We start from the raw sequence: 20254 nt of genomic DNA on the forward strand, positions 1-20254 counted from the left end.
AACTATTATATATTTTGATAGTGGACTATTCCCGAGAACGTGTTGGCCGTTCGGTCAACGGGAGCGACAATGAGTAAATGGAACCCACTTGATTCAGAAGACGGCCCGCCTGACGGGGAACGCACCGACAGCGGCGTCACAGAGGGGCGGGATGGAAACGAGTCTGAGACTGAACCGCCGTCAGCAGAAGCCCTCCAGAAGAACACAGAGACCGAAAACGACGCTGAACGGGCGGAACTGGAAGCACGATGTGAGCAACTGGCGGCGGAACTCGAACAGGAGCGGGCAGACCGCCAGGCGCTCGAAACCACTGTCGACCGTCTCACGTCTGTTGCCAAGGCGAACGCTAACGGCGACCTGACCGCAAAACCCGGACAGCCACCAGCTGAGGCGGCTGAGCCGCTGTACGACGCATACGAGGAACTGCTCCGGGAATGGACTGACACTGTCGATCGGATGGCGTCGTTCAGCGAACAGGTGACCGCCGCAACGGAACAGGTCGACACCCGTCTCGGATCGGTCAAGTCCGCCAGCCGGGATGTGAGCGGTGCTGTCGGCGAGATTTCGGCTGGTTCGGACGAGCAGCGCGACGAGATACAGTCGATTTCCGACGAGATGCGGAACCTCTCGGCGACGATTGAGGAGATAGCGAGCGCCGCAAACGAGGTTGCGGACACGTCAAGCGAAGCCAGCGCTCGGGGCGAATCCGCACTAGAGTCGGCGTCCTCGGCGATGACGACGCTCGACCGATTGACTGACAACGCCGAAGCGACCGTCGACAAGGTCGAACAACTGAACGACCTGCTGTCTGACATCGAGGAGATTGTGGGCTTCATCACGGACGTCGCGGACCAGACCAATATGTTGGCACTGAACGCCAACATCGAAGCGGCCCGAGCAGGGGAATCCGGCGACGGGTTCGCCGTCGTGGCTGAGGAGGTCAAATCGCTCGCAACAGAGACGAAGGAAGCGACTGACGAGATTGCAGCGTCTATCCAGGAGGTTCACGAACAGGCTGACGCGACGGTTTCGGAGATGTACGATACCCGGAAGAGTGTCGAAGACACCCGCTCGTCAGTCGCCAGTGCGCTTGATGAACTGGATTCCGTCGTCTCGATGGTCGAGGAGGTCGATTCGAGCGTCCAGGAGATTGACGATGCGACGGATACGCAGGCCGACTCCACACAAGAAGTCGTGTCGATGGTCGACGATGTCGAGGATATCAGCGCCAGGACAGCCGAAGAGGCAGCTGTCGCCGCCGACGCCGCAGCGGACCAGACAACGGAACTTGCAGAGGTCTCGACGCGAGTTTCCACGCTTACCGAGCGGGCTGAATCGCTTGAAGCGTCGCTGGAGTCCTTCGAACTGGCGACCGGTTCGGCGGCGGCGACCACGGACGGAACTGTCGTCGAATTCTGGCACGCGATGGGCGGCGAGAAGGCGTTACTGCTGGAAGACCTCGTCCGCGAGTTCGAATCACAGACCGACGGGATCAGTCTCGCGCTGCGGTCGAAAGGGAGCTATCGCGGGACTCTCGATGCGACGCTGAACGCCGCTGAAAACGGTGACCCACCGGCGATCGCACAGATATTCGAGATTGGCACCACGCGTGCGCGCGATAGCGGTCATTTCATCCCGGTCGAAGAACTGCTCCCGAGCGCTCACATCGACGCGCTGCTCGATCCAGTGACGAACTACTACCGTTTCGACGGGACGCTCCACTCGCTGCCGTTCAATGCGTCGAACCCGGTGATGGCGTACAACCGGGACGCGTTCAGACAGGCTGGGCTCGATCCCAGTTCGCCGCCGGAAACCCTCGCTGACGTTCGGAGCGCAGCTGAGACGCTCGTCGACCGGGGTGGCGTGGACACTGGTATCACGTTCGCGAACTACTCGTGGTTCGTCGAACAGTGGTTTGCCGAAGCTGACCAGCTCCTCGTAGACGAGAACAACGGACGGTCCGGGTCGCCGACAGAGAGCTATCTTGACGGGGAGTTCGCCCACGACTTATTCGAATGGTGGCAGACCCTCGAAGCGGACGGACTGTACCACGACCCCGGAATCGAAGCCAGAGGGGCGGCTCGGACCCACTTTGCCGAGGAGAACGCCGCGATGCTCATCGGCTCGACGTCGTCGCTGAACAGTATCGAACGTAGCGCCGACTTCGATGTCGGAACCAGCCAGCTCCCAGTGCTCGACGACCGGACCGGTGTACTCGTCGGCGGCGCATCCCTCTGGGTCGGCGATGCAGTTTCCGGGGCCGTACACGACGCTGTCGGGGAGTTCCTCACCTGGCTTACCGAACCAGCCCAGCAGCGACGGTGGCACCAGGAAACCGGGTACTTCCCGGTCCACGAGGAGACGATTCCACGGTTCCGGGCCGACAACTGGTTTGACCGGAACCCCCACTACAGAACGGCGTTCGACCAGCTCATGGAGACGCGCGATACCACTGCAACGCGGGGCGCGCAGATCGGACCGTTCGATACGGTTCGAACAATCATCGAAGATGCCGTCGACAGTATGGATGGGCCTGATTCGGTTCCGTCTGCACTTGACCGCCTCGACACACAGGTCACAAAGCAGCTTGAGCGGTACAATTCCGGACGGTAGCGCCGTCCCGGCCTTTCTTTACTCCCCAAACACCACCATTAGTAATCTTTATAATGGTTCACTATGTTGTTTACTGGCAAGGTGGTAGCTTTCATAAATAAGCTACCTCCACCACGGAGAACACAACAATGGCAGACACATACGTTGGCGCGATCGACCAGGGAACGACCGGTACCCGCTTCATGGTATTCGACCACAGCGGCCAGGTCGTTGCGAACGCCTACGAGAAGCACGAACAGATTTATCCGGAGCCCGGCTGGGTTGAGCACGACCCCGTCGAAATCTGGGAAAACACGCAGGAAGTCGTGACGAAAGGGCTGGCGGACGCAGGTGTCGGTGCCGAACAGCTCGAGGCGCTCGGCATCACGAACCAGCGCGAGACGACGATCGTCTGGGACAAGGAGACCGGCAAACCGGTCCACAACGCGCTGGTCTGGCAGGACCGCCGAACCACCGACCGGGTCGAAGAAATCCAGGAAGAGGACAAGGTCGAGTGGATCCGGGGGAAGACCGGGCTGGAATGTGACGCCTACTTCTCGGCGACAAAGACTGAGTGGATCCTCGACAACGCGGAACCGCTCAAGATGCAGAGCTCGCGCGGCGCTGACCTCCGCGAACGGGCCGAAGACGGCGAGCTCCTGATGGGGACCATCGACGCGTGGCTCATCTACAAGCTCACCGGCAACCACATCACGGACGTCTCGAACGCATCGCGGACGATGCTGTACAACATCCACGACATGGAGTGGGACGACGAACTCCTCGAAGAGTTCGGCGTTCCGAAGTCCATGGTTCCGGAAGTCCGCCCGTCTTCCGACGAGAGTCTGTACGGGCACACCGACGCGGACGGCTTCCTCGAAGAGGAAGTCCCCGTTGCGGGCGCGCTTGGTGACCAGCAGGCCGCACTGTTCGGCCAGACGTGCTTCGATAAGGGTGATGCGAAGAACACGTACGGGACCGGCGCGTTCTACCTGATGAACACCGGCTCCGAAGCAGTCGCCTCGGACAACGGCCTGCTGACGACCGTCGGCTTCCAGATGTCCGGTGAACCCGTTCAGTACGCGCTGGAAGGCTCCATCTTCATCGCTGGCGCGGCCATCGAGTGGCTCGAAGACGTCGACCTCATCAACAACGCCGCCCAGACCGCAGAACTGGCCCGCTCGGTTGACTCAACCGACGGTGTCTACATGGTTCCGGCCTTCACTGGTCTCGGCGCTCCGCACTGGGACGGGCGCGCTCGCGGGACCATTGTCGGGATGACTCGCGGCACGCGAAAAGAGCACATCGTGCGTGCGACTCTAGAGTCTATCGCGTACCAGACCCGCGACCTCGCGGAAGCGATGGAAGAAGACTCCGGCGTCGAGATGACGACGCTGCGAGTCGACGGTGGTGCCGTCAAGAACAACTTCCTCTGTCAGCTCCAGTCCGACATCATCCAGACGGACATCGCTCGACCGCAGGTCGACGAGACCACTGCCCTCGGGTCAGCATACGCGGCTGGCCTCGCTGTTGGGTACTGGGACACCGTCGACGAGCTCCGGGACAACTGGCAGGTCGACGAGGAGTTCTCGCCGGAGATGGACGCCGAGGATGCAGACAAGATGTACGCTCGCTGGGACGACGCCGTCGACCGTTCCCGCGACTGGGCACAGGAGGAGTAATCCATGATAGAGACCCTTCCGCTCCAAATTCCCGTTTTCGGTATGGGAGTTCCGGATCTCCTACTGCTGATAATCGCCGCCTTCGCGGGCGGTGCCTTCGGCGCAGCAGTCGGCGCGCTCCCGGCGTTCTGTTTCACCGGCTTCATGGTCATCGCCGGGCAGGCAGTCGCAATTCTCCGAGGCAGCCTCGTCGGCCAACTCGGAGAACTCGGCGCTGGTGGGCTGGCGACCGGCGTGACCGGCGCTATCGCGTTCGGTCCCGTCTTCGGCCCACACATCTCCTTCGCGGGCGGTGCCGCAGCGGCCGCGTACGCCGCAAAGAGCGATGGGATGTACGAGCCGGACGACGGCGACTACCACCCCGCAAAGGACATCGCCTACGCGCTCGGAACGCGACCGGACATCCTCGCAGTCGGTGGCTTGTTCGGTATCTTCGGGATGTTCGTCCGGCAAATGTCCGGCGGACTCGCGCTTCCGTGGGACCCGATTGCGCTGGGTGTCGTCCTGTCGGCTGTCGCCCACCGCATCGCGTTTGGCTACCCGCTGATCGGCGCTGGCAGTCGGAACATTCTCGATATGTCGCCGTTCGAGAACGGCGAGAAGCGGATGGCAACGGACGGTGGCGGTGCCGAAGCGACTGACGGCGGCGTGGCGGAATCGTACCGCCTTGCCGTCGAGCCGTGGCTGCCCCACCAGTACCGGTGGGCGAACGTCGCGATGATCGGCCTCGTCGCCGGCCTGCTCGGTGGCTGGATCGCTATCCAGACCGGCAGTGCGTTCCTCGGCTTCGGTATCTCCGCAGCGAGCCTAACATTCCTCAACCTCGGCGTTGAGAAGATTCCGGTGACCCACCACATGACCTTGCCCGCAAGCACGGCCGCGCTGGCCGTCTTCGGCGGTGCGCCAGAGCTGGGTACGATGGCCGCCGTCATCGCCATCCTCGTTGCCGGCGTGTTCGGTGCCTACGGCGCACTCATCGGTGAGGTCGTCCAGCGCGTGTTCTACGCACACTCGGACACCCACTTTGACCCGCCCGCAGCGGCAATCGTTGTCGCGACGTTGACCGTCTTTATCCTCGCTGTCGTGGGCGTCTTTGGCGGCACCTCCTGGGTCCCGGCCCTGGGTATGCTCTAAAGCGGTACCTCTATATTCCCGTCCCAAACGCTATAACACATATCTCTCTGAACGATGGACATTGAAGCGAGAATCAAGCGTCGACAACGCCGGAACGGTGAGCCACGGCTCATTCAGGATTACGAGTCCATCTCACCGGTCGTCCACATAGAGGAGCCGGCCGACCGAGGTCCGGTCCTCGAACGGCTGCTCGACCACCTCGATCCGGTGTTTGATGGCCAGCTTCCGCCCAACGCGTACGTGTACGGCCCCCACGGTTCAGGGAAGTCCGCGGTTATCACGGCGCTGTTCGCCAACTTAGAACAGCTCCCGACGGAGCAACAGGCGATCATCCACACGACGACCCGTGCACAGCCACCGACCTCTCCGTCGTTCGTCTATGTGAACGCCAGAGAGACCGCAAGCGAGTTTGCGTTCTACCACGCAATCTTGGACGCACTCGTTGACGAATCGGTGCCGGAACACGGAATTGGGACGGAGACGCTCAAATCACGGCTCCACGACCTCGTCCGAGAGCAACGCACGGGGATCGTCATTGCAGTCGACCACATCAGCGAACCGGAGAGTATCCAGGCACCGGACCTCGTTGACCTGTTTGCTGGCTTACCGAGCAACGTCAGCTGGCTGGCTATCGGTCGCGACGACCCGTCGGCGACTGAACTGACACGGTACACCGCGGAGTCGATCAGTATCGACCGCTATCAACGGCAGATGCTCGTCGACGTGTTGATGACCAGAGCTTCGAACGGGCTGGCTCAGCAGGGGCTCGACCACAGTCTGGCGAGGCATATCGCCGACTGGGCAGACGGAAACGCCCACGATGCCCTTGCCGCGCTGTTTATTGCTGCAGAGTTAGCCGAGGAGCGGGGTCAGGACCGCATCACACAGGCCAACGTCGACGCGGCTATCGGGGAAGTTCCCGACCCCTGTGTGTCGCTGGGCGTCGTCCTCTCTCTGCCGACGAACCGGCAGGCGGTCCTCAGAGAACTCATCGACTTAGAGGAGGGCGAACGCTCTTCGGTAACGGCGACGACTGAGGCGATTGCGTCGGCAGAATCAGTCGAGCTCTCCGCCGGGACCGTCAAGCGGTTCCTCTATGAAATGGCGGAATCCGGCGTCGTCGACCGTGTCGAGGCGACAGTCACCAACGGGCAGGGACGTCCGCCGAGCCGTGTCGAGCCGCGGTTCCCTCCGACGGCCTTCCGGCGGCTGTACGACCTGCAACAGTAACGCGACGGTGCGGTTTTGTCGACGCTTTTCAGACGCGCTGTGACGGGTCGCCTGTGCCGCCAGTCAGCGCGGACGCCAGTGCGCCGCGAACCACGACATCGTCGCCAAACTGCGTCAACTGGATATCCGGAATGTTCGACATCACCATGTCATCAAGTCGGTCCCGGATGGGGTCTAGCACCTGTTCAGGGTTATTGAGCGCAACGGCCCCGCCAACGTAAACCACGAGGGGCGCGTACGCGTGGACAATGTTAGCAACGCCGATTGCGTTCCAGTGACAGATCTGATCGAGAACGTGTGAGGCGAACTCGTCTTCGCCGGCGTACTCGAAGATATCCGCTGCAGAAAACTCCTCTGTCTCGATTGGGAGTGCCGTCTCGACAGGGTCCTCTCGGTGGAGCTGTGTGGCATACCGCGGGATGTTCTCGCCCGAGCAGTACGCTTCCCAGTGGCCGTCGTGTCCGCAGCCACAGGTCATGAACCCGTGCGGGTCAATCGTCAAGTGGCCGACTTCCCCGGCGTTGCCGTCCCAGCCTGAGAGGATGTTCCCGTCGACAGCGACTCCAGCGCCGACTCCGGAGGAGATAGTGAGATACACCATGTCATCGGGGCTTCGGTCCGAATAAAACCGTTCGCCAATGACGCCGGCGTTGGCGTCGTTGTGCAACGAGACCCGCTCGCTGCCGATGAGGTTCTCGACCGGCCCGGTCAGCGGAATCCGGTCGATGGTGTCTGGAAGGTTTGCTGGGTTTTCCACGACGCCTTCAGCCAGATCCATCGGACCGAAGGACCCGATACCGGCGGCAATCACGTCTGTCGGGGCGATATCAGCAGCGTCGCAGGCCTGCCGAATCGCGTCGAGGACCGCTTCCGTGACCGCGATACCTGCCGGTCCACGCGGTGTCTCAGTTTTGTGTGACTCGACTATCGAGCCCGTCTCGTCACCGATAACAGCCCGAATATGTGTCGCTCCGAGGTCGACCCCTGCGTAAGCGCCCATGCTGGTCGAAGGGTTGCCCCACCGATACTTAACTACACAGATTCTACTGCGATTAGTAGTCTCGCTCTCTGCCCGAGATGTCCTCTCGTCCAACGGCCTCTTCGTAGACGACGCCGCGTTCGGAATCCAGTGTGACAGTCGCCCCGTCGGAGACCGTATCAGGCAGGTCCGCGTTCGATATCATCGGAATCGAAAGCTCACGGGCAACGATGGCCGCGTAGCTCGTGACACCCTCGTGGCCGTCGATGATGCCGCCGATGTGGCTGGTGTCGCCGACGAATTCGCCGTCGAATCCCTCCGGAACAGCCAAGATCGCCCCGTCGGGGACGTTTGAGAGATCGCCCGGCGACTCCCGGGGCGGTGCTGTCGAAATCCGATGGACAGGACCGGTCACTAACCCGTCGACGATGGAGCGACCGCTGGTGACCGTTTCGGCCGCGACGTGGACTTTCAGCATATTCGCCGTGTTCATCCCCTCCAGTTCGGTCATCATTCCAGAGAGGACGACGACCGTGTCACCGCTGTCCGCGGCCTCGGTGTCGAGGGCCGCCTGAACTGCCGTCTGGATGACGGCGTCAGCGCCCTCGGTAGTGTACTCGGTCGTTACGGGCGTGATACCCCACGAAAGCGCGAGCTTCCGGCGGACGCGCTCGCTCGGCGTCGACGCGACGATGGGGATCGACGGCCGGTACTTCGCCGATTTCAGCGCGGTGTAGCCGGACTCGGACGCCGCGACAATCGCCGACGCGCCGATGTCGCGGGCGAGGAACCGACCGGAGCGCGCGAGCGCGTCCGTCCGGGTATCACCGGCGTTTGGCACGCGCTGTTCGCGGGACTCGGCGTACTCCTCGCTGCCCTCGACATCGCGGATGATCCGGTCCATCGTCTCGACGACACGAGCCGGGTGGTCACCGATCGCCGTCTCACCAGAGAGCATCACTGCATCGGTGCCGTCCAGAACTGCGTTTGCCACGTCTGAGGCCTCTGCGCGGGTCGGCCGCCGGGAGTGAACCATCGAGTCGAGCATCTCGGTGGCCGTGATGACGGGAACACCAGCCTCGTGACACCGGCGGATGATGCGCTTTTGAATGATCGGGACATCCTCGAGCGGACACTCCACGCCGAGGTCGCCGCGGGCGACCATCACGCCATAGGCCTCGTCGATGATCGAATCGAGGTTCTCGACGGCCCCGGCTCGTTCGATCTTGGCGATGATGGGGATGTCGACGCCGCGCTCTTCGAGGGCCTGGCTGATCTCGTAGATGTCCTCGCCGTCGCGGACGAACGACGCGGCCACGAAGTCGGGTTCTTTCTCGGCGGCCACGTCGAGTTCCTGTCTGTCGTTCTCCGTGATGGTCGGCAGGTCGAGTTCGACACCGGGAACGTTGACGCCTTTGCGGGCGGACAGCTTGCCGCCGTTCTCAACGGTCGCAAACACTGTATCATCATCGACGCGCTCGACAGTCGTTTCGATGCGTCCGTCATCAAGCAGCACGCGATCACCCGGCTCGACTGCGGTAATCGACTGCGAGAGACCGACCTCCTCCGGCGTCGCGTCGTCACCGACGACGTACCGGATGGTAGACCCTTCCGTGAGCTGAATCGGTTCGTCGATCTCTGCGGTGCGGACCTCCGGTCCTGGCATATCAAGCATGGCCGCGACCGGCTCCTCGACCGCTTCGTCTACCTCACGGATTCGATCAATCATCTCACGGCGGTGTTCCGGCGAACCGTGGCTCGCGTTCAGTCTGGCAACGGACATCCCGGCTTTTGCAAGTGACGCGATGTCGTCGACTGAATCCGACGCGGGACCGAGAGTACAGACGATCTTCGCGTTACGCATTGTGACCTCCGTCTCCGGGGAGCCACAGTTTACAGCGTTCATAGTTAATCATATCCTGCCGTTCCCCGCGAAGGGATAAGAAGCTTGCTGGACGGCGTAGCTACCGCGAAATCGCTTCCGTGTCGCCGCTGAGAATCGAGCGGATTTCGTCGGGGGACACAACGGCAATGTCGCCCGGAATCGTCCGTTTGAGTGCGGCCGTCGCGGCCCCCCAGGCAAGCCCGTCTGCAACGGAGCCACCGGAGAGGTACTGCGAGAGGAAGCCGCCGACAAAGGAATCGCCAGTGCCGACCGGATGTGCATCGGTCGACTCGAAGGTCGGCTGCTCCGTTACGGTCCCGTCAGCGAGCGCGAGCGCCCCGTCGCTGCCGCGAGTGACCACTGTCGCTTCGAACCCGTACTCGGCAGCAAGGTCCCGAGCAATCGTTTCCGGGTCGCCAGTCCGGTCCAGCACGACGTTCGCGTCCCGTTCTGCGACGACGAGCACGTCGACAGACGGGAATAGCTCGGTCAGGACTGAACGGGCTTCGGCTGGCGTCCAGAGCTTCGAGCGGTAGTTCAGGTCGAAGCTCGTGGTCGTACCCGCGTCCTGTGCGAGCGAGAGGAGGTCAGCAGTAGTCGATTTGAGCGTCTCCGACAGCGCCGGTGTGATACCCGAGGTATGGAACCCCGCGGCGTCTGCGATAGTCTCGGTTGGAAGCTCCGCCGGTGTGGCGGTTGTGACACTGGCGTTTTGACGGTCGTAGATGACATCGTTCCCACGCGGTGGACTACCCTGTTCTAGATAGTAGGTTCCCTGTCGGGCGCTGTCCGCGTCGTCCCAAGCGATATCGACCGACACGCCGTGGTGCTTGAGCTCTCCTGTGACTCGTCGACCGACCGGCGAATCGGGGAGTTTTGAGGCCCACAGTGCATCGAGTCCAAGCCGCTGCGCAGCGACCGCAACGTTTGACTCTGCGCCGGCTGCTCTGACAGTGTACTGGTCTGCGGTCTCCAGTCGCTCGTCGTCGGGTGGCGACAACCGCAACATTGTCTCACCGAACGTAACTAACTCCGTCATATCCGACGTTGCTCACTGACTGGGTATAAATCCCGGAGAACCAGCCGCCAGACGGCTTTGTTAGTCTCTCCTTACTGCAGTGGAGCGCGTCAGCTCGTATTTTTCGCCACAACTTATAGGCAGTATAAGTTTTCTCCAAAAGTTTATGTGCTATACTAATTAAGACACGGCAGTATGGATTCAGGGAGAGATGGAGGTGGACCGTCGGTCTCTAGGCGGAACCTACTCCGTTCGATTGGTGCGGCCGGGTTGGCCGGACTTGCAGGCTGTGGTGGCAGCGAGGCCGGAACAGATGGAGATGGGACACCGACCACAACACCGGTTGGAAACTTTCCGGTGTCCGGGGATTCGGTGACATTTGGTTTCAACATCGCTTCCTCTGGGGCGTACTCAACTGCCGGCAAGCAGGAACTCCGGGGATTCAAACTCGCTGTCAAGCACATTAACAACGGCGGTGGGTGGGTAACGAGCGAGAAGTACGAGTCGCCTCTTGACGGTGACGGTCTTCTCGATAAGGATGTCGAATTCGCTGTCGAAGACACGGGTGGCAATTCAGATACCGCTCGGCGTAACGCACAGCGGCTTGTTGATAGCGAGGAAGTGATTATGCTTGCTGGCGGTACGTCCAGCAGTTCCGGCCTGGCTAATCAGAAGGTAGCCGCGAAGAACCAAGTCGTGTACATGGCGACGATGGCCAACACAAACTCGCTGACGGGGGCCGACTGTAACCGGTACTCCTTCCGCGAGATATTCAACAACCGCATGGCGGCAAAGGCGCTGGCCCCGGCACTCAGTACCGAGTTCGGAGACGACGTCAATTACGTCAAAATCTTTCAGGACAGCGACTGGGGACAGACGCTCCGGGATGATATGGATGCAGCCCTCGGAGATATCGGCTGGGCACCTGTCTGGGACACGACCGCACAGGTCGGGACAAGCGACTACTCCCAGTACGCAGCAGACATCAAATCGGTCGATTTCGACGTGATTGTGCTTGGACTCGGGGGCCTTGACGCAGTAAACGCACTCCGGGCGTTCCGAGATGAGTTCCCGGAGTCGAATATCGTTCTTCCGATGGCTTCGAAGGATATTGCCCAGACCGCAGGCGATGCGATAGAGGGCGTTATCGGAACTGTCGCCTGGAGTCCGGCAATCAACTCGCCGCTGTCCAATACCTTCCGAGAGGCGTTCCGTAAGGAGTACGGCAGTTCGACTGGTTCCTCGAAATCAGCCACTCCATCAGGGCCAGCACATATCGCATATACGCAAACGTTGCAATACGCCAGCGCAGTCGAGCGCGCGGGAACGTTCAACCCGATCGATGTCATCAGAGCGCTCGAAGGGTACGAGTACGACGCCGGCCTCGGACCGCAGACGCTTCGAGCTTGTGATCATCAGGCGATGCGTCAGGTGCCGGTTGTGAGAGGAAAGTCGGAGATACAGCAATCCTATGGTACCTACTACGAGCTGGTCGGGGAACCAGCGGACGTACAGTACGCGTGCGATAGCGACCCAGCGGCGAGCTGTTCGCTTGGAGGAAACTAACTATGAGTTCAGGAAACACACAGATACCAGACAGTTCAGAGACCGATTCGAACGCCTCCGGTGGGATTTTGGCGACAGTTGTCCCGGATTTCATCCGGCGGAACTTCGCACTCAAATTCGGCATCGTTCTCTTCATCATGGCGCTGTCGGTTGGGCTCATCGGCCTTGCCGCGACAGAACAAGTCAGGGATTACACTGAACAACAGGTTCTGAGTGACTACCAGAACGCCGCCGCACAGGAAGCGGACATCCTGTCACAGTGGGTAGACCGAAACCGTCTATCGACTCAATTCGTCTCCTCAGATGACATCTGGGCCAGTAGCGATGCCGACGATATCAATATCGAACTCAACAATCGGAAAGCCGCCTTGTCGGCAGACGCTGCTGATATCCATCTGATCGAACGAAACGCCGCCCAGTCTCAAGTTGTCGCCAGCACATCTAACTCACAGGTACTGACCAACTCACCCCTCGAATCGACGAGCAGGGGGTGGCTTGCCGGTACCGACTTCGAGACGGCAAGCGATGTCGTCGTCTCCGACGTGTATCAGACAAACTCCGGCCCAGTCGTTGGCTTTGTCAGCCCTGTCGATGCCTCGCAAAACCGGTATATACTCATCGAATACTCACTCGACGAGATTGCGAACTCGCTACAGGGGAACAACAGGGCCGAAGGTGGATTTACGCAAGTCGTCGACGGGTCGGCGGTCGTCATGATCGACGAGCCCAGAGACGGGAGCCGTGGCCTCGGGGAGAATATGCTGCAGTCGTACAGCGAGAACAGCCGCGCTACCGCGCCGATCAGCGAGGCAAACGACCTCCGGTCCTCGGAACAGCAATCCGGCGTCATCGCTGACATGCCGGCGGCCGACGTCCTCAGCGAACGCTACACCGTCGGCTACGCACCGATACAGGGAACGGACTGGGTCGTCCTCGTGCACGCGCCCAACTCTGCGGTATTTGGGTTCGTCCAGAACGTCCAGCAGTACGGGCTCATCGGGACGGCACTGATGGTGTTGCTCATTGCGGGTGTCGGTGCGATACTCGGATACAACACGGCGACGTCGATTGACCGCCTGACCCGAAAAACGGACCAGATGCGACAGGGGAACCTCGACGTCGATATCGCTACCAGCCGCATCGACAACGTGGGCCGCCTGTACAGCGGGTTCGCTGATATGCGTGACGCGCTCAAACAGCAGATCAACGAGGCCGAGCGTGCACAGAAAGAGGCAGAGGTTTCCCGGGCCGAGGCCCTCGAGGTCAACAAGTATCTCCAGAAGAAGGCCGAGGAGTTCTCCGACGTGATGGAGGAGACGGCCGCTGGAAACCTCACCGAGCGGATGGCCACCGACGGCGAGAACGAATCGATGGATCGTATCGCCAGCGAGTTCAACGGTATGGTCGACGAACTCGAAAAGACAATCGGCCAGCTCAACAGCTTCGCTGATGAAGTCGCGGAATCCGGGGATGTCGTTCTGTCCAGTGCGGAGTCAGTCCGTGACGCGTCCGAGCAGGTCGCCGAATCGACGCAGAAAATCTCCGACGACGCCTACGATCAGAAGGACCGTCTCGCTACCATCTCGGAGGACCTCGACACCCTCGTGGACACGCTCGAAGAACTGGACGCGGACAATCCGGACATCGATCTGGGTGACTCACTTGACCGGTTCCGAACGGTTGCAACGACACTGCAGTCGGCCGCTGAAACGAGTGACCAGATGATGGCCGAGACTCAGACTGTCGCTGGCGCAGCCGAAGAGCAGGCCGCAGAGCTCAACGAGGTGTCTTCGCGGGCCGAACAGCTCAAACGCTACGCGAAGCCACTCGGTGACATCCTGAACCGCTTCGAAACCGAGGCCGAACACGAGTTCGTCTTCTCGGGTGGTCCGTCACAGAGTCTCGGTGAAGAGGAAGAAGAGTAACCTGCGTCGCCGCTTTCACCGAAACCGATTTTCGCGCTGGCGACGTACCGCATTCAATGAGCGACGACGTAGGCGATATTTCACGGGCTGAACTCGCCGAGTACTGTCGAACGCAGGCTGCGATTCTTGCGGGTCACATAGATCGACAGAGCGCGGTGCTCTCCGATTTGCTCGAAGAAATCGAACAGGACACTGCCAACGCTCGCGCGACATTGACCGAGAGTTCCGAGCGCCTCGACAGTGATACGGAAGCTACTATCGGCGAAATCGAGGCTAAGCAGGAGCGAGCGCAATCGAAACAGGCAACAATAGAGGAATACCGGACACTCGCTGAGGGATATACAGATCTTGCAGAGCAATTCGCCGAAGACTCTGGCGATCTCGAAACCGTTCTTGAATTCGAAATCGAAACCGACGCGCCGGCGTATTTCGACGCTGAGACGACGGTTCTGGGCGTAGCGACCGGAAGAAACCGAGACTGACAGGTGTTCTAGCGGAAGTCCGGGTCAGTCGACCATACATCGCTGGTTTCGGTTGACAGCCATCGTTTTCACGGGAGCCCAACGCTGAATTCGAGTGGCTCGTGAGAAGAGATATCCTCGCCACGAGGATGAACTATCCCGGCTCGGTCCGTTCAGATCCCTGCCGACATGCTACACCAGATGCCTTCTACTGGGGGGCGGATCTCCAATCTGAATACGGACTCACAGATTCTGAGGGTAGGGGTAATAACAGACGAAACAGGGAGAGAAGCCGGGATTCGAGCTACTAGCTGCAGAAACAATGGCTCGCCAGCACGGTCGATACAGAGAGACTACGATTTACAGAAAAATGACCGTAAAAACAGGTCGAAATACCGGACGTGTTACTACCGATTTCGGATGAACCCGGAACTTACGCGGTCGTGTCTATTGGGTCGAAATGATAAATTTGAGCTCACTGTCATCCACAATGCCCTCCACTCGCCTCTGGTGGATAATATTGATACACCGTCAGACGCTTGTTCCCAAGCTCATTCCAAAGACCACTCTCTTGGTGAAATCACTTCACACAATAACGCATCACCAGCACAAATCTGGTATGCACCGCTATCGCATCGGGGAACCCACCACCTTGTGACAACTGCTCGGGTAGTCCCGAACAGGAGGCCAACGGTGCCATAACCGATATAAGTTCTTGCACGGAAGATGCGCTTGCTACCTCAGCTGACGTATTAGGAATCTAGAAAACATACTTCATTCATTACAGACAGGCTGCAAAATGGGTACACCAGCAGGATTTCGATTCAGCGGCCGGGCTCTCATTATAATTGGAGTAGCAGCACTCGTCATATCTGGCCTACTCCTTTTTGTTGCCCCCGATACGGGAACCCAAGTTCTTGTCACGGAGGTGGATGAATCGGTTGTCTCTCCCGATGACGAGGTGCTCAGGTACAGTGACCTTTCAGAGGGGGGCCAAGAGTTGTTTGACCAAGGACTTCGTGCTGATGAATTTATTCGGGTGTATCAGTCACCGCCAGATTTCGAGTATCCAACTGGAGACACATCGGCCACTGCCCTTGTGGAAAAAAACGGGACGGTATACAGTATAATCACCGCCTCAAGATGCAAGCTCTGTGGCCTCGTGGATGCACTCGGCTACGGGGCTGGGCTCGCTGGGATAGTGCTATTAGTGCTCGGAGTGTATCACTTGGTGAATGAGGAAGCCGACCCAACGGCTGACAATCGGTAGTGTATCCTTTTGACGCCTTTAGTTTTGACCCCGAAGTGGGTCTCGGCCAACCTGTGACATTTGTGGCCTTTGAGTTACAATCATTGTATTGACTGGAACGGGATAGGAGTGTGTTACCCAACGAGGATTTCACAGGGCATATTATTTAAGAAACTGGCATTAGTTGACGCTGTTTGTTTGCTGATCTACAGCCTTGGGATCTTCAATAACTCATGAGATACTAACTCCATATAATAAATATTAGGAATATCTCGGTTTGTAGGTTCCACGTTTCGAACCTGTGCAGGACTGATTGTCCCTTAATTTATATAGTCATATACAGTTTATTTGTTCCGAGTACATCACTGGGGGCGTCCATCGGGATTACTGATAGTGATTAAAGTGTCAGGTAGTAAGAACGCTTTGGTGAGCCACGCTTACGAATTGAACGTGCGCTCGACGAGATACTTAACCAGATAGAACCCACCGATAAGGGTCACAATCATGACTACCAGAACGATCGCAATCATGAACAAAAGAACAAGTGCGTCGTTAGCCACCGGACTCACCCACCTGAGCGGACGCGTGTCGTCGGGAACGCATATCGCTAGTTTCAGTCTCGACACGCTAATGCAGGAGGGTTTCGGTTCGGTACTCTATAGCCCGATGTTGCGTCCCAGCGATCGGACGCTTGGTGTACTATACAGGAGCGGACAGAGTCGTACAGACCGCCCCAAGACAGTGCGATGTTTTTTCGATGGCCTGCTACTCAATAGGTGACACGGAACAGCGACACGTGGCACGAATACTTGAAGACGAAGAAAGTCTTTCGGACCGAGGACATCGGTTGCAGAACACCTACCGGATTTCCGTTGCAACGAGGGCAGCGGGCGTGTACACAAGGGCAGTATTCGCAGCATATCGTAGAGCGATAAAAGAGATTGGCAGTCCCGAGGGCCTGAGATGCTGATCGGAAGTTCACTGTGAGCAGACAACCACAGGATGTTTCCAGTTCTACATCGCTGCTAACCCGAAGTAGCTCGACAACACGGGATAGAGTCGTTGGGTTGTGGTACGAAATACCGGGTGCCTCTTCCGAGCTTACTGATGACTATTTCTGGCGGAGGACACGCAACTGCCCGACGACACGACCGCTCAGGGAGTGGCAAGGCAGCTACACCATCACGACAGGCAAACAGTGTCTGTACAAAAGTCATGAGATGGTCAGTGACGCAATGAAATGACGCGAAAATACAGCGACTATCTGAGAAACGAAGCCTTCCGGAACCGCTGAAGGCGGAGTTTTCCAGGACGATTTCCGGGAGGATCGAGACAGTCGTAAACGTTTCTAGCGACTGTGCTGGAAGCGAGCCCGGGAACCGCGCAGTCACGAGGAAAAGCAGTACGTCGTGCCTGCTGGAATTGCTATACGGAGATGGTGTGGACAGTGGATGTTGATGGCAAGTCGGAGCGTGGCCGACTAAGACCCTCTGCGTGTGGCGGGACAGGCCGGACAACACCGTAGCAGGACCGTCTGCAGTGCGATTTCGCCAGCCTCACAGTGTCGGAAACGAGTCTGAAACGCCAGTAAAACATGCAAATAGATGCATAGCTTTGGATAGGACGACCACGACTGTTGGAATCGCAGCGTCTCAGCATCTCAGAAATCAGCGCACAGATGTGGTGTCGCCCAGCATACTATAATAGTCTGCCAAGAGCTCAGTGACCGGTTGGGGTGTCTACGGAGAGGACCGAACTGTTTCACCGTAGGATGCCAACAGCGGCAGCACATGTGTCATTGGGCTGCAGATGTTTGTGCGTGAGACGGCCAAGGAAGCAACCGCGCAGGGCAGCCAAGTCATTCGGAGTACCGTATCGACACTTCACGGCGTGCCGGATCCACCCCTGTCTGGGCGAACCAACAAGTGGGGCCAGCTTTCTGGCATATATTATATTTGTGAGTGTGTGCTTATATTTCCGTAAAGTTATAGAATATCTGCCACATATGCGGCGAAATAGGGTATCATATACCCAAATAAAGGCTTTTATCTCTGAATATGGGACTACATTGAAGTTCCCGGCGTCCGAGGGGAAACTGTGTCCAGTGACAGTGAGCGAACGACGGTTCGAACGTACATTCCGGCCTATCAGAAGGAACAGTGGCAGGCCCACGCCGAGGAGTTGGATATGAGTCAAAGCGAGTTCGTCCGGACGATGGTACAGGCAGGCCGAAGCGGTTTCGAGCCAGCAGTGTCCGAGACGGCTGAATCGGACGCCACAGAGAGCGATAGCGAGAAGCCCCGTTCTCCGGGCGCTACCCCCCGGGGTGACGGGCTGAAAGACCGGGTGCGAGACATCCTGGCTGACGGGGAGTATTACGAGTGGGATGACCTGCTCGCCGAGTTGACCGACGATATCGAGGAACGACTCGAAGACACGCTGCAGGAACTGCAGTCCAACAACGAAGTGCAGTACAGCGGGCGACATGGAGGGTACGTTCGAGACGAATGAGCACGGATACAGCCACACCAGACGCCGAATCGGACCCGATCGGCTATTTCCTCGATGACATCAGGTACCACGGAAAGAGCGACCGGACTCGTGCCTCCTATGAGCGCGTCCTGCGAGACTTCGAGTCCTATCTGTCGGATAGCAGCCAGCCCCTTCCTGTTCAGGAGGCTTCCCACCGCGACTGTATGGCATACGTCCACAGTATCCGTGGAGATGCCGAGGAAAGCACTGTCGCAACGTATGCATCCTATCTGCACCGGTTTTTTGCATACATGACTCAGGTCGGCGTCTTCGATTCGAACCCGATGACGTTAGTCATGGAGGAGATGGACGAATCGATCAACACCGACCCGACCCGTCGGGAGGTAGACCTCCAATCGATGCGTGCGTTCGTTGATAGCATTTCACACCCACTTGAGCGAGCTATCACAGTGACACTGTTGAAAACGGGAATGCGGGCCGGCGAACTGTGTAACCTCGACATCCGGGACCTCAACCTCGACACCCCCGGCCCCAGACCAGATATTCCGGTCCGACCGGGGCTTGATGGGCGTCCGGACTCGTTGTTCATCGCGGCAGACCCGACTCGTGGTGAGGCTAGTAACGGCGAAGAGCGGACCGCATCCAACAAGCGCAAGCGCGAGACAACGATTCCAGTCGACGCAGAGCTAGGCGCAGTGTTGCGACGCTGGCTCGCGATTCGACCGGACACGCAGTCCCCCGCAGCGCCGCTGTTTGTGTCCACAAGCGACAGCTGGGGAGAGCGACTCACGCCGAACATGGTACACCACATCGTCGAATCCCACGCTCGCGAGTTCGGGTGGTACACGGACGGTGGGGGGGCCGAAGAAAACGTGACACCGCACTACTTTCGACACTTCTTCACGACACATCTCCGGGATCGGACTGGCGACCGCGGTGTCGTCAAGTACCTCAGAGGCGACGTGGCACAGGATGTCATCGACACGTACACCCACGAATGGGGGACTCGGGTCAGGGATGTGTACGAGGCTGAAATCTACTCGCTGCTGTGACTGATTTGTTATTTATATCATGCTTTAGCCGTAGCCGAGATGGTGGGTGCTGGACTTGTAAATTACATATCGCTATATCGAATTAAGCAGATACTGCCTGGCAACTGCACTGGCTCAGCGGACGATTTCAGTTGTCTCAAGCGAGCCAGGCTATCACGGGCTCGTACGAGCTGCCCCGCAAGAAACTGCAGGTGCCATGACTACAGCCGTCTCAGGAAAATCCATCCGAAGAAAGCGCCACTGATAGGGCTACTCGGGATCCAAGAGTTTCGACTCGGCAGTTCGGAGGTGCTCGAGGAGCGTCGTCTTCGAGATATCCATCTGTGCGGCGAGTTCGCGAACCGAGACCCCGCGCGGCCACTGATAGTAGCCCGCTTCGCGGGCCGCTTCGAAGGCTCGTCGCTGCGCCGGCGTCAGCGAGTCAGTTCGTAGCCTACCCACCGACCGTTCAGAATCGCTGTCAGGCGTGACAATGGATTCGACCGACACGTCAGCGTCGGCGTCAGCTTCGACGGCATCGAGTGCTGACTGAATTTCGGGCCGCTCGCCGGTGAAACTCACTTGCCAGCGTTCGCGACCGTCTTCGATACGAACGGGCGCGCTGTGGACGAACCCGTGTTCAAGGAGCGTCGGGCAGACTAGTTCGTCTGGATCGTACTCTAGCAGAAACTGTCTGACGACGGTGCCGGGTGCATCGCGCTTGTGTCCGATCCGTGCCTGGAGTTCCTGTATCTCTCCGGCGTGGGGTGAGGCACGGACTGCGTCGAGGCAGTCTTCGACAGCCGACTTCGTAGCTCCATACACTGTAAACACACCGTTGACTGATACTGCCGACGACTGAACGGTCTGTTGGACCGTGTGCGCCAGGATGCCGCCGTCCGTACAGTCGGTCGCCTCGATAGCCCAGCAGTTCGGGTGCCACAGGTCGAGTGTGAGCCGTGCTCCGGCGCTATCAGCGTGACTCATAGGATGTGTTATAATAGTTGAT

At 59.1% G+C, this 20254-nt stretch carries 14 protein-coding genes; 10 read left to right on the top strand and 4 right to left on the bottom strand.

Translation table 11 applies throughout. From position 1 onward, the window contains the following. The first annotated feature begins 69 nt into the window (after positions 1–69). The 4 genes from D3D01_RS12840 to D3D01_RS12855 all read left to right on the top strand — a co-directional run bounded on the left by D3D01_RS12840 (position 70) and on the right by D3D01_RS12855 (position 6638). A complete protein-coding gene (locus tag D3D01_RS12840; protein ID WP_121512451.1) occupies positions 70–2613 on the top strand; it encodes an extracellular solute-binding protein in 2544 nt (847 codons plus the stop codon). Positions 2614–2741: 128 nt separating this feature from the next. Continuing rightward, entirely contained in the window at positions 2742–4274 is a 1533-nt protein-coding gene (gene glpK, locus D3D01_RS12845) for a glycerol kinase GlpK (RefSeq protein ID WP_101349859.1), read from the top strand. A gap of 42 nt (positions 4275–4316) precedes the next feature. Continuing rightward, a complete protein-coding gene (locus D3D01_RS12850; protein WP_199725393.1) occupies positions 4317–5408 on the top strand; it encodes a hypothetical protein in 1092 nt (363 codons plus the stop codon). Between the two features lie 54 nt (positions 5409–5462). Continuing rightward, a complete protein-coding gene (locus D3D01_RS12855) occupies positions 5463–6638 on the top strand; it encodes a Cdc6/Cdc18 family protein (RefSeq protein ID WP_121512453.1) in 1176 nt (391 codons plus the stop codon). A gap of 28 nt (positions 6639–6666) precedes the next feature. Here D3D01_RS12855 and D3D01_RS12860 read toward each other — a convergent pair whose 3' ends face one another. From D3D01_RS12860 to kdgK1, 3 genes are all read right to left on the bottom strand, one after another. Then, complete coding sequence (locus D3D01_RS12860) at positions 6667–7638, bottom strand: ROK family protein (protein ID WP_101349856.1); 972 nt, start codon at positions 7636–7638, stop codon at positions 6667–6669. Between the two features lie 52 nt (positions 7639–7690). Next, entirely contained in the window at positions 7691–9481 is a 1791-nt protein-coding gene (pyk, locus tag D3D01_RS12865) for a pyruvate kinase (protein WP_121512496.1), read from the bottom strand. Between the two features lie 100 nt (positions 9482–9581). After that, on the bottom strand, positions 9582–10541 hold the full coding sequence (kdgK1, locus tag D3D01_RS12870) for a bifunctional 2-dehydro-3-deoxygluconokinase/2-dehydro-3-deoxygalactonokinase (protein WP_121512454.1): 960 nt from the start codon (positions 10539–10541) through the stop codon (positions 9582–9584). Between the two features lie 336 nt (positions 10542–10877). Here kdgK1 and D3D01_RS12875 point away from each other — a divergent pair, with 336 nt between their 5' ends. The 6 genes from D3D01_RS12875 to D3D01_RS12900 all read left to right on the top strand — a co-directional run bounded on the left by D3D01_RS12875 (position 10878) and on the right by D3D01_RS12900 (position 19266). Next, positions 10878–12086 carry an ABC transporter substrate-binding protein gene (locus D3D01_RS12875; RefSeq protein ID WP_121512455.1) on the top strand — a complete coding sequence of 403 codons (1209 nt, stop codon included), beginning with the start codon at positions 10878–10880 and terminating at the stop codon, positions 12084–12086. 2 nt (positions 12087–12088) lie between these two features. Continuing rightward, positions 12089–14011, top strand: a complete 1923-nt coding sequence (locus D3D01_RS12880; protein WP_121512456.1) for a HAMP domain-containing protein — start codon at positions 12089–12091, stop codon at positions 14009–14011. A 56-nt stretch (positions 14012–14067) separates the two neighbouring features. After that, entirely contained in the window at positions 14068–14493 is a 426-nt protein-coding gene (locus D3D01_RS12885; RefSeq protein ID WP_121512457.1) for a hypothetical protein, read from the top strand. A gap of 778 nt (positions 14494–15271) precedes the next feature. Beyond that, positions 15272–15742, top strand: a complete 471-nt coding sequence (locus tag D3D01_RS12890; protein ID WP_121512458.1) for a hypothetical protein — start codon at positions 15272–15274, stop codon at positions 15740–15742. A gap of 2076 nt (positions 15743–17818) precedes the next feature. Continuing rightward, positions 17819–18232: a DUF5805 domain-containing protein gene (locus D3D01_RS12895; protein ID WP_121512459.1), complete on the top strand. Its 414-nt coding sequence runs from the start codon at positions 17819–17821 to the stop codon at positions 18230–18232. Beyond that, entirely contained in the window at positions 18229–19266 is a 1038-nt protein-coding gene (locus D3D01_RS12900) for a tyrosine-type recombinase/integrase (RefSeq protein ID WP_101349850.1), read from the top strand. The genes D3D01_RS12895 and D3D01_RS12900 overlap by 4 nt, the downstream gene beginning before the upstream one ends. Before the next feature lie 249 nt (positions 19267–19515). On the opposite strand, the gene D3D01_RS12905 is transcribed toward D3D01_RS12900, so the two are convergent. Beyond that, positions 19516–20232 (bottom strand): helix-turn-helix domain-containing protein, encoded by a 717-nt coding sequence (locus D3D01_RS12905; RefSeq protein WP_121512460.1) that lies wholly within the window; start codon positions 20230–20232, stop codon positions 19516–19518. Positions 20233–20254 lie beyond the last annotated feature (22 nt).

Origin of the sequence: Haloarcula sp. Atlit-7R (assembly GCF_003666065.1) — an archaeon.
Classification (GTDB): Archaea; Halobacteriota; Halobacteria; order Halobacteriales; family Haloarculaceae; genus Haloarcula; species Haloarcula taiwanensis.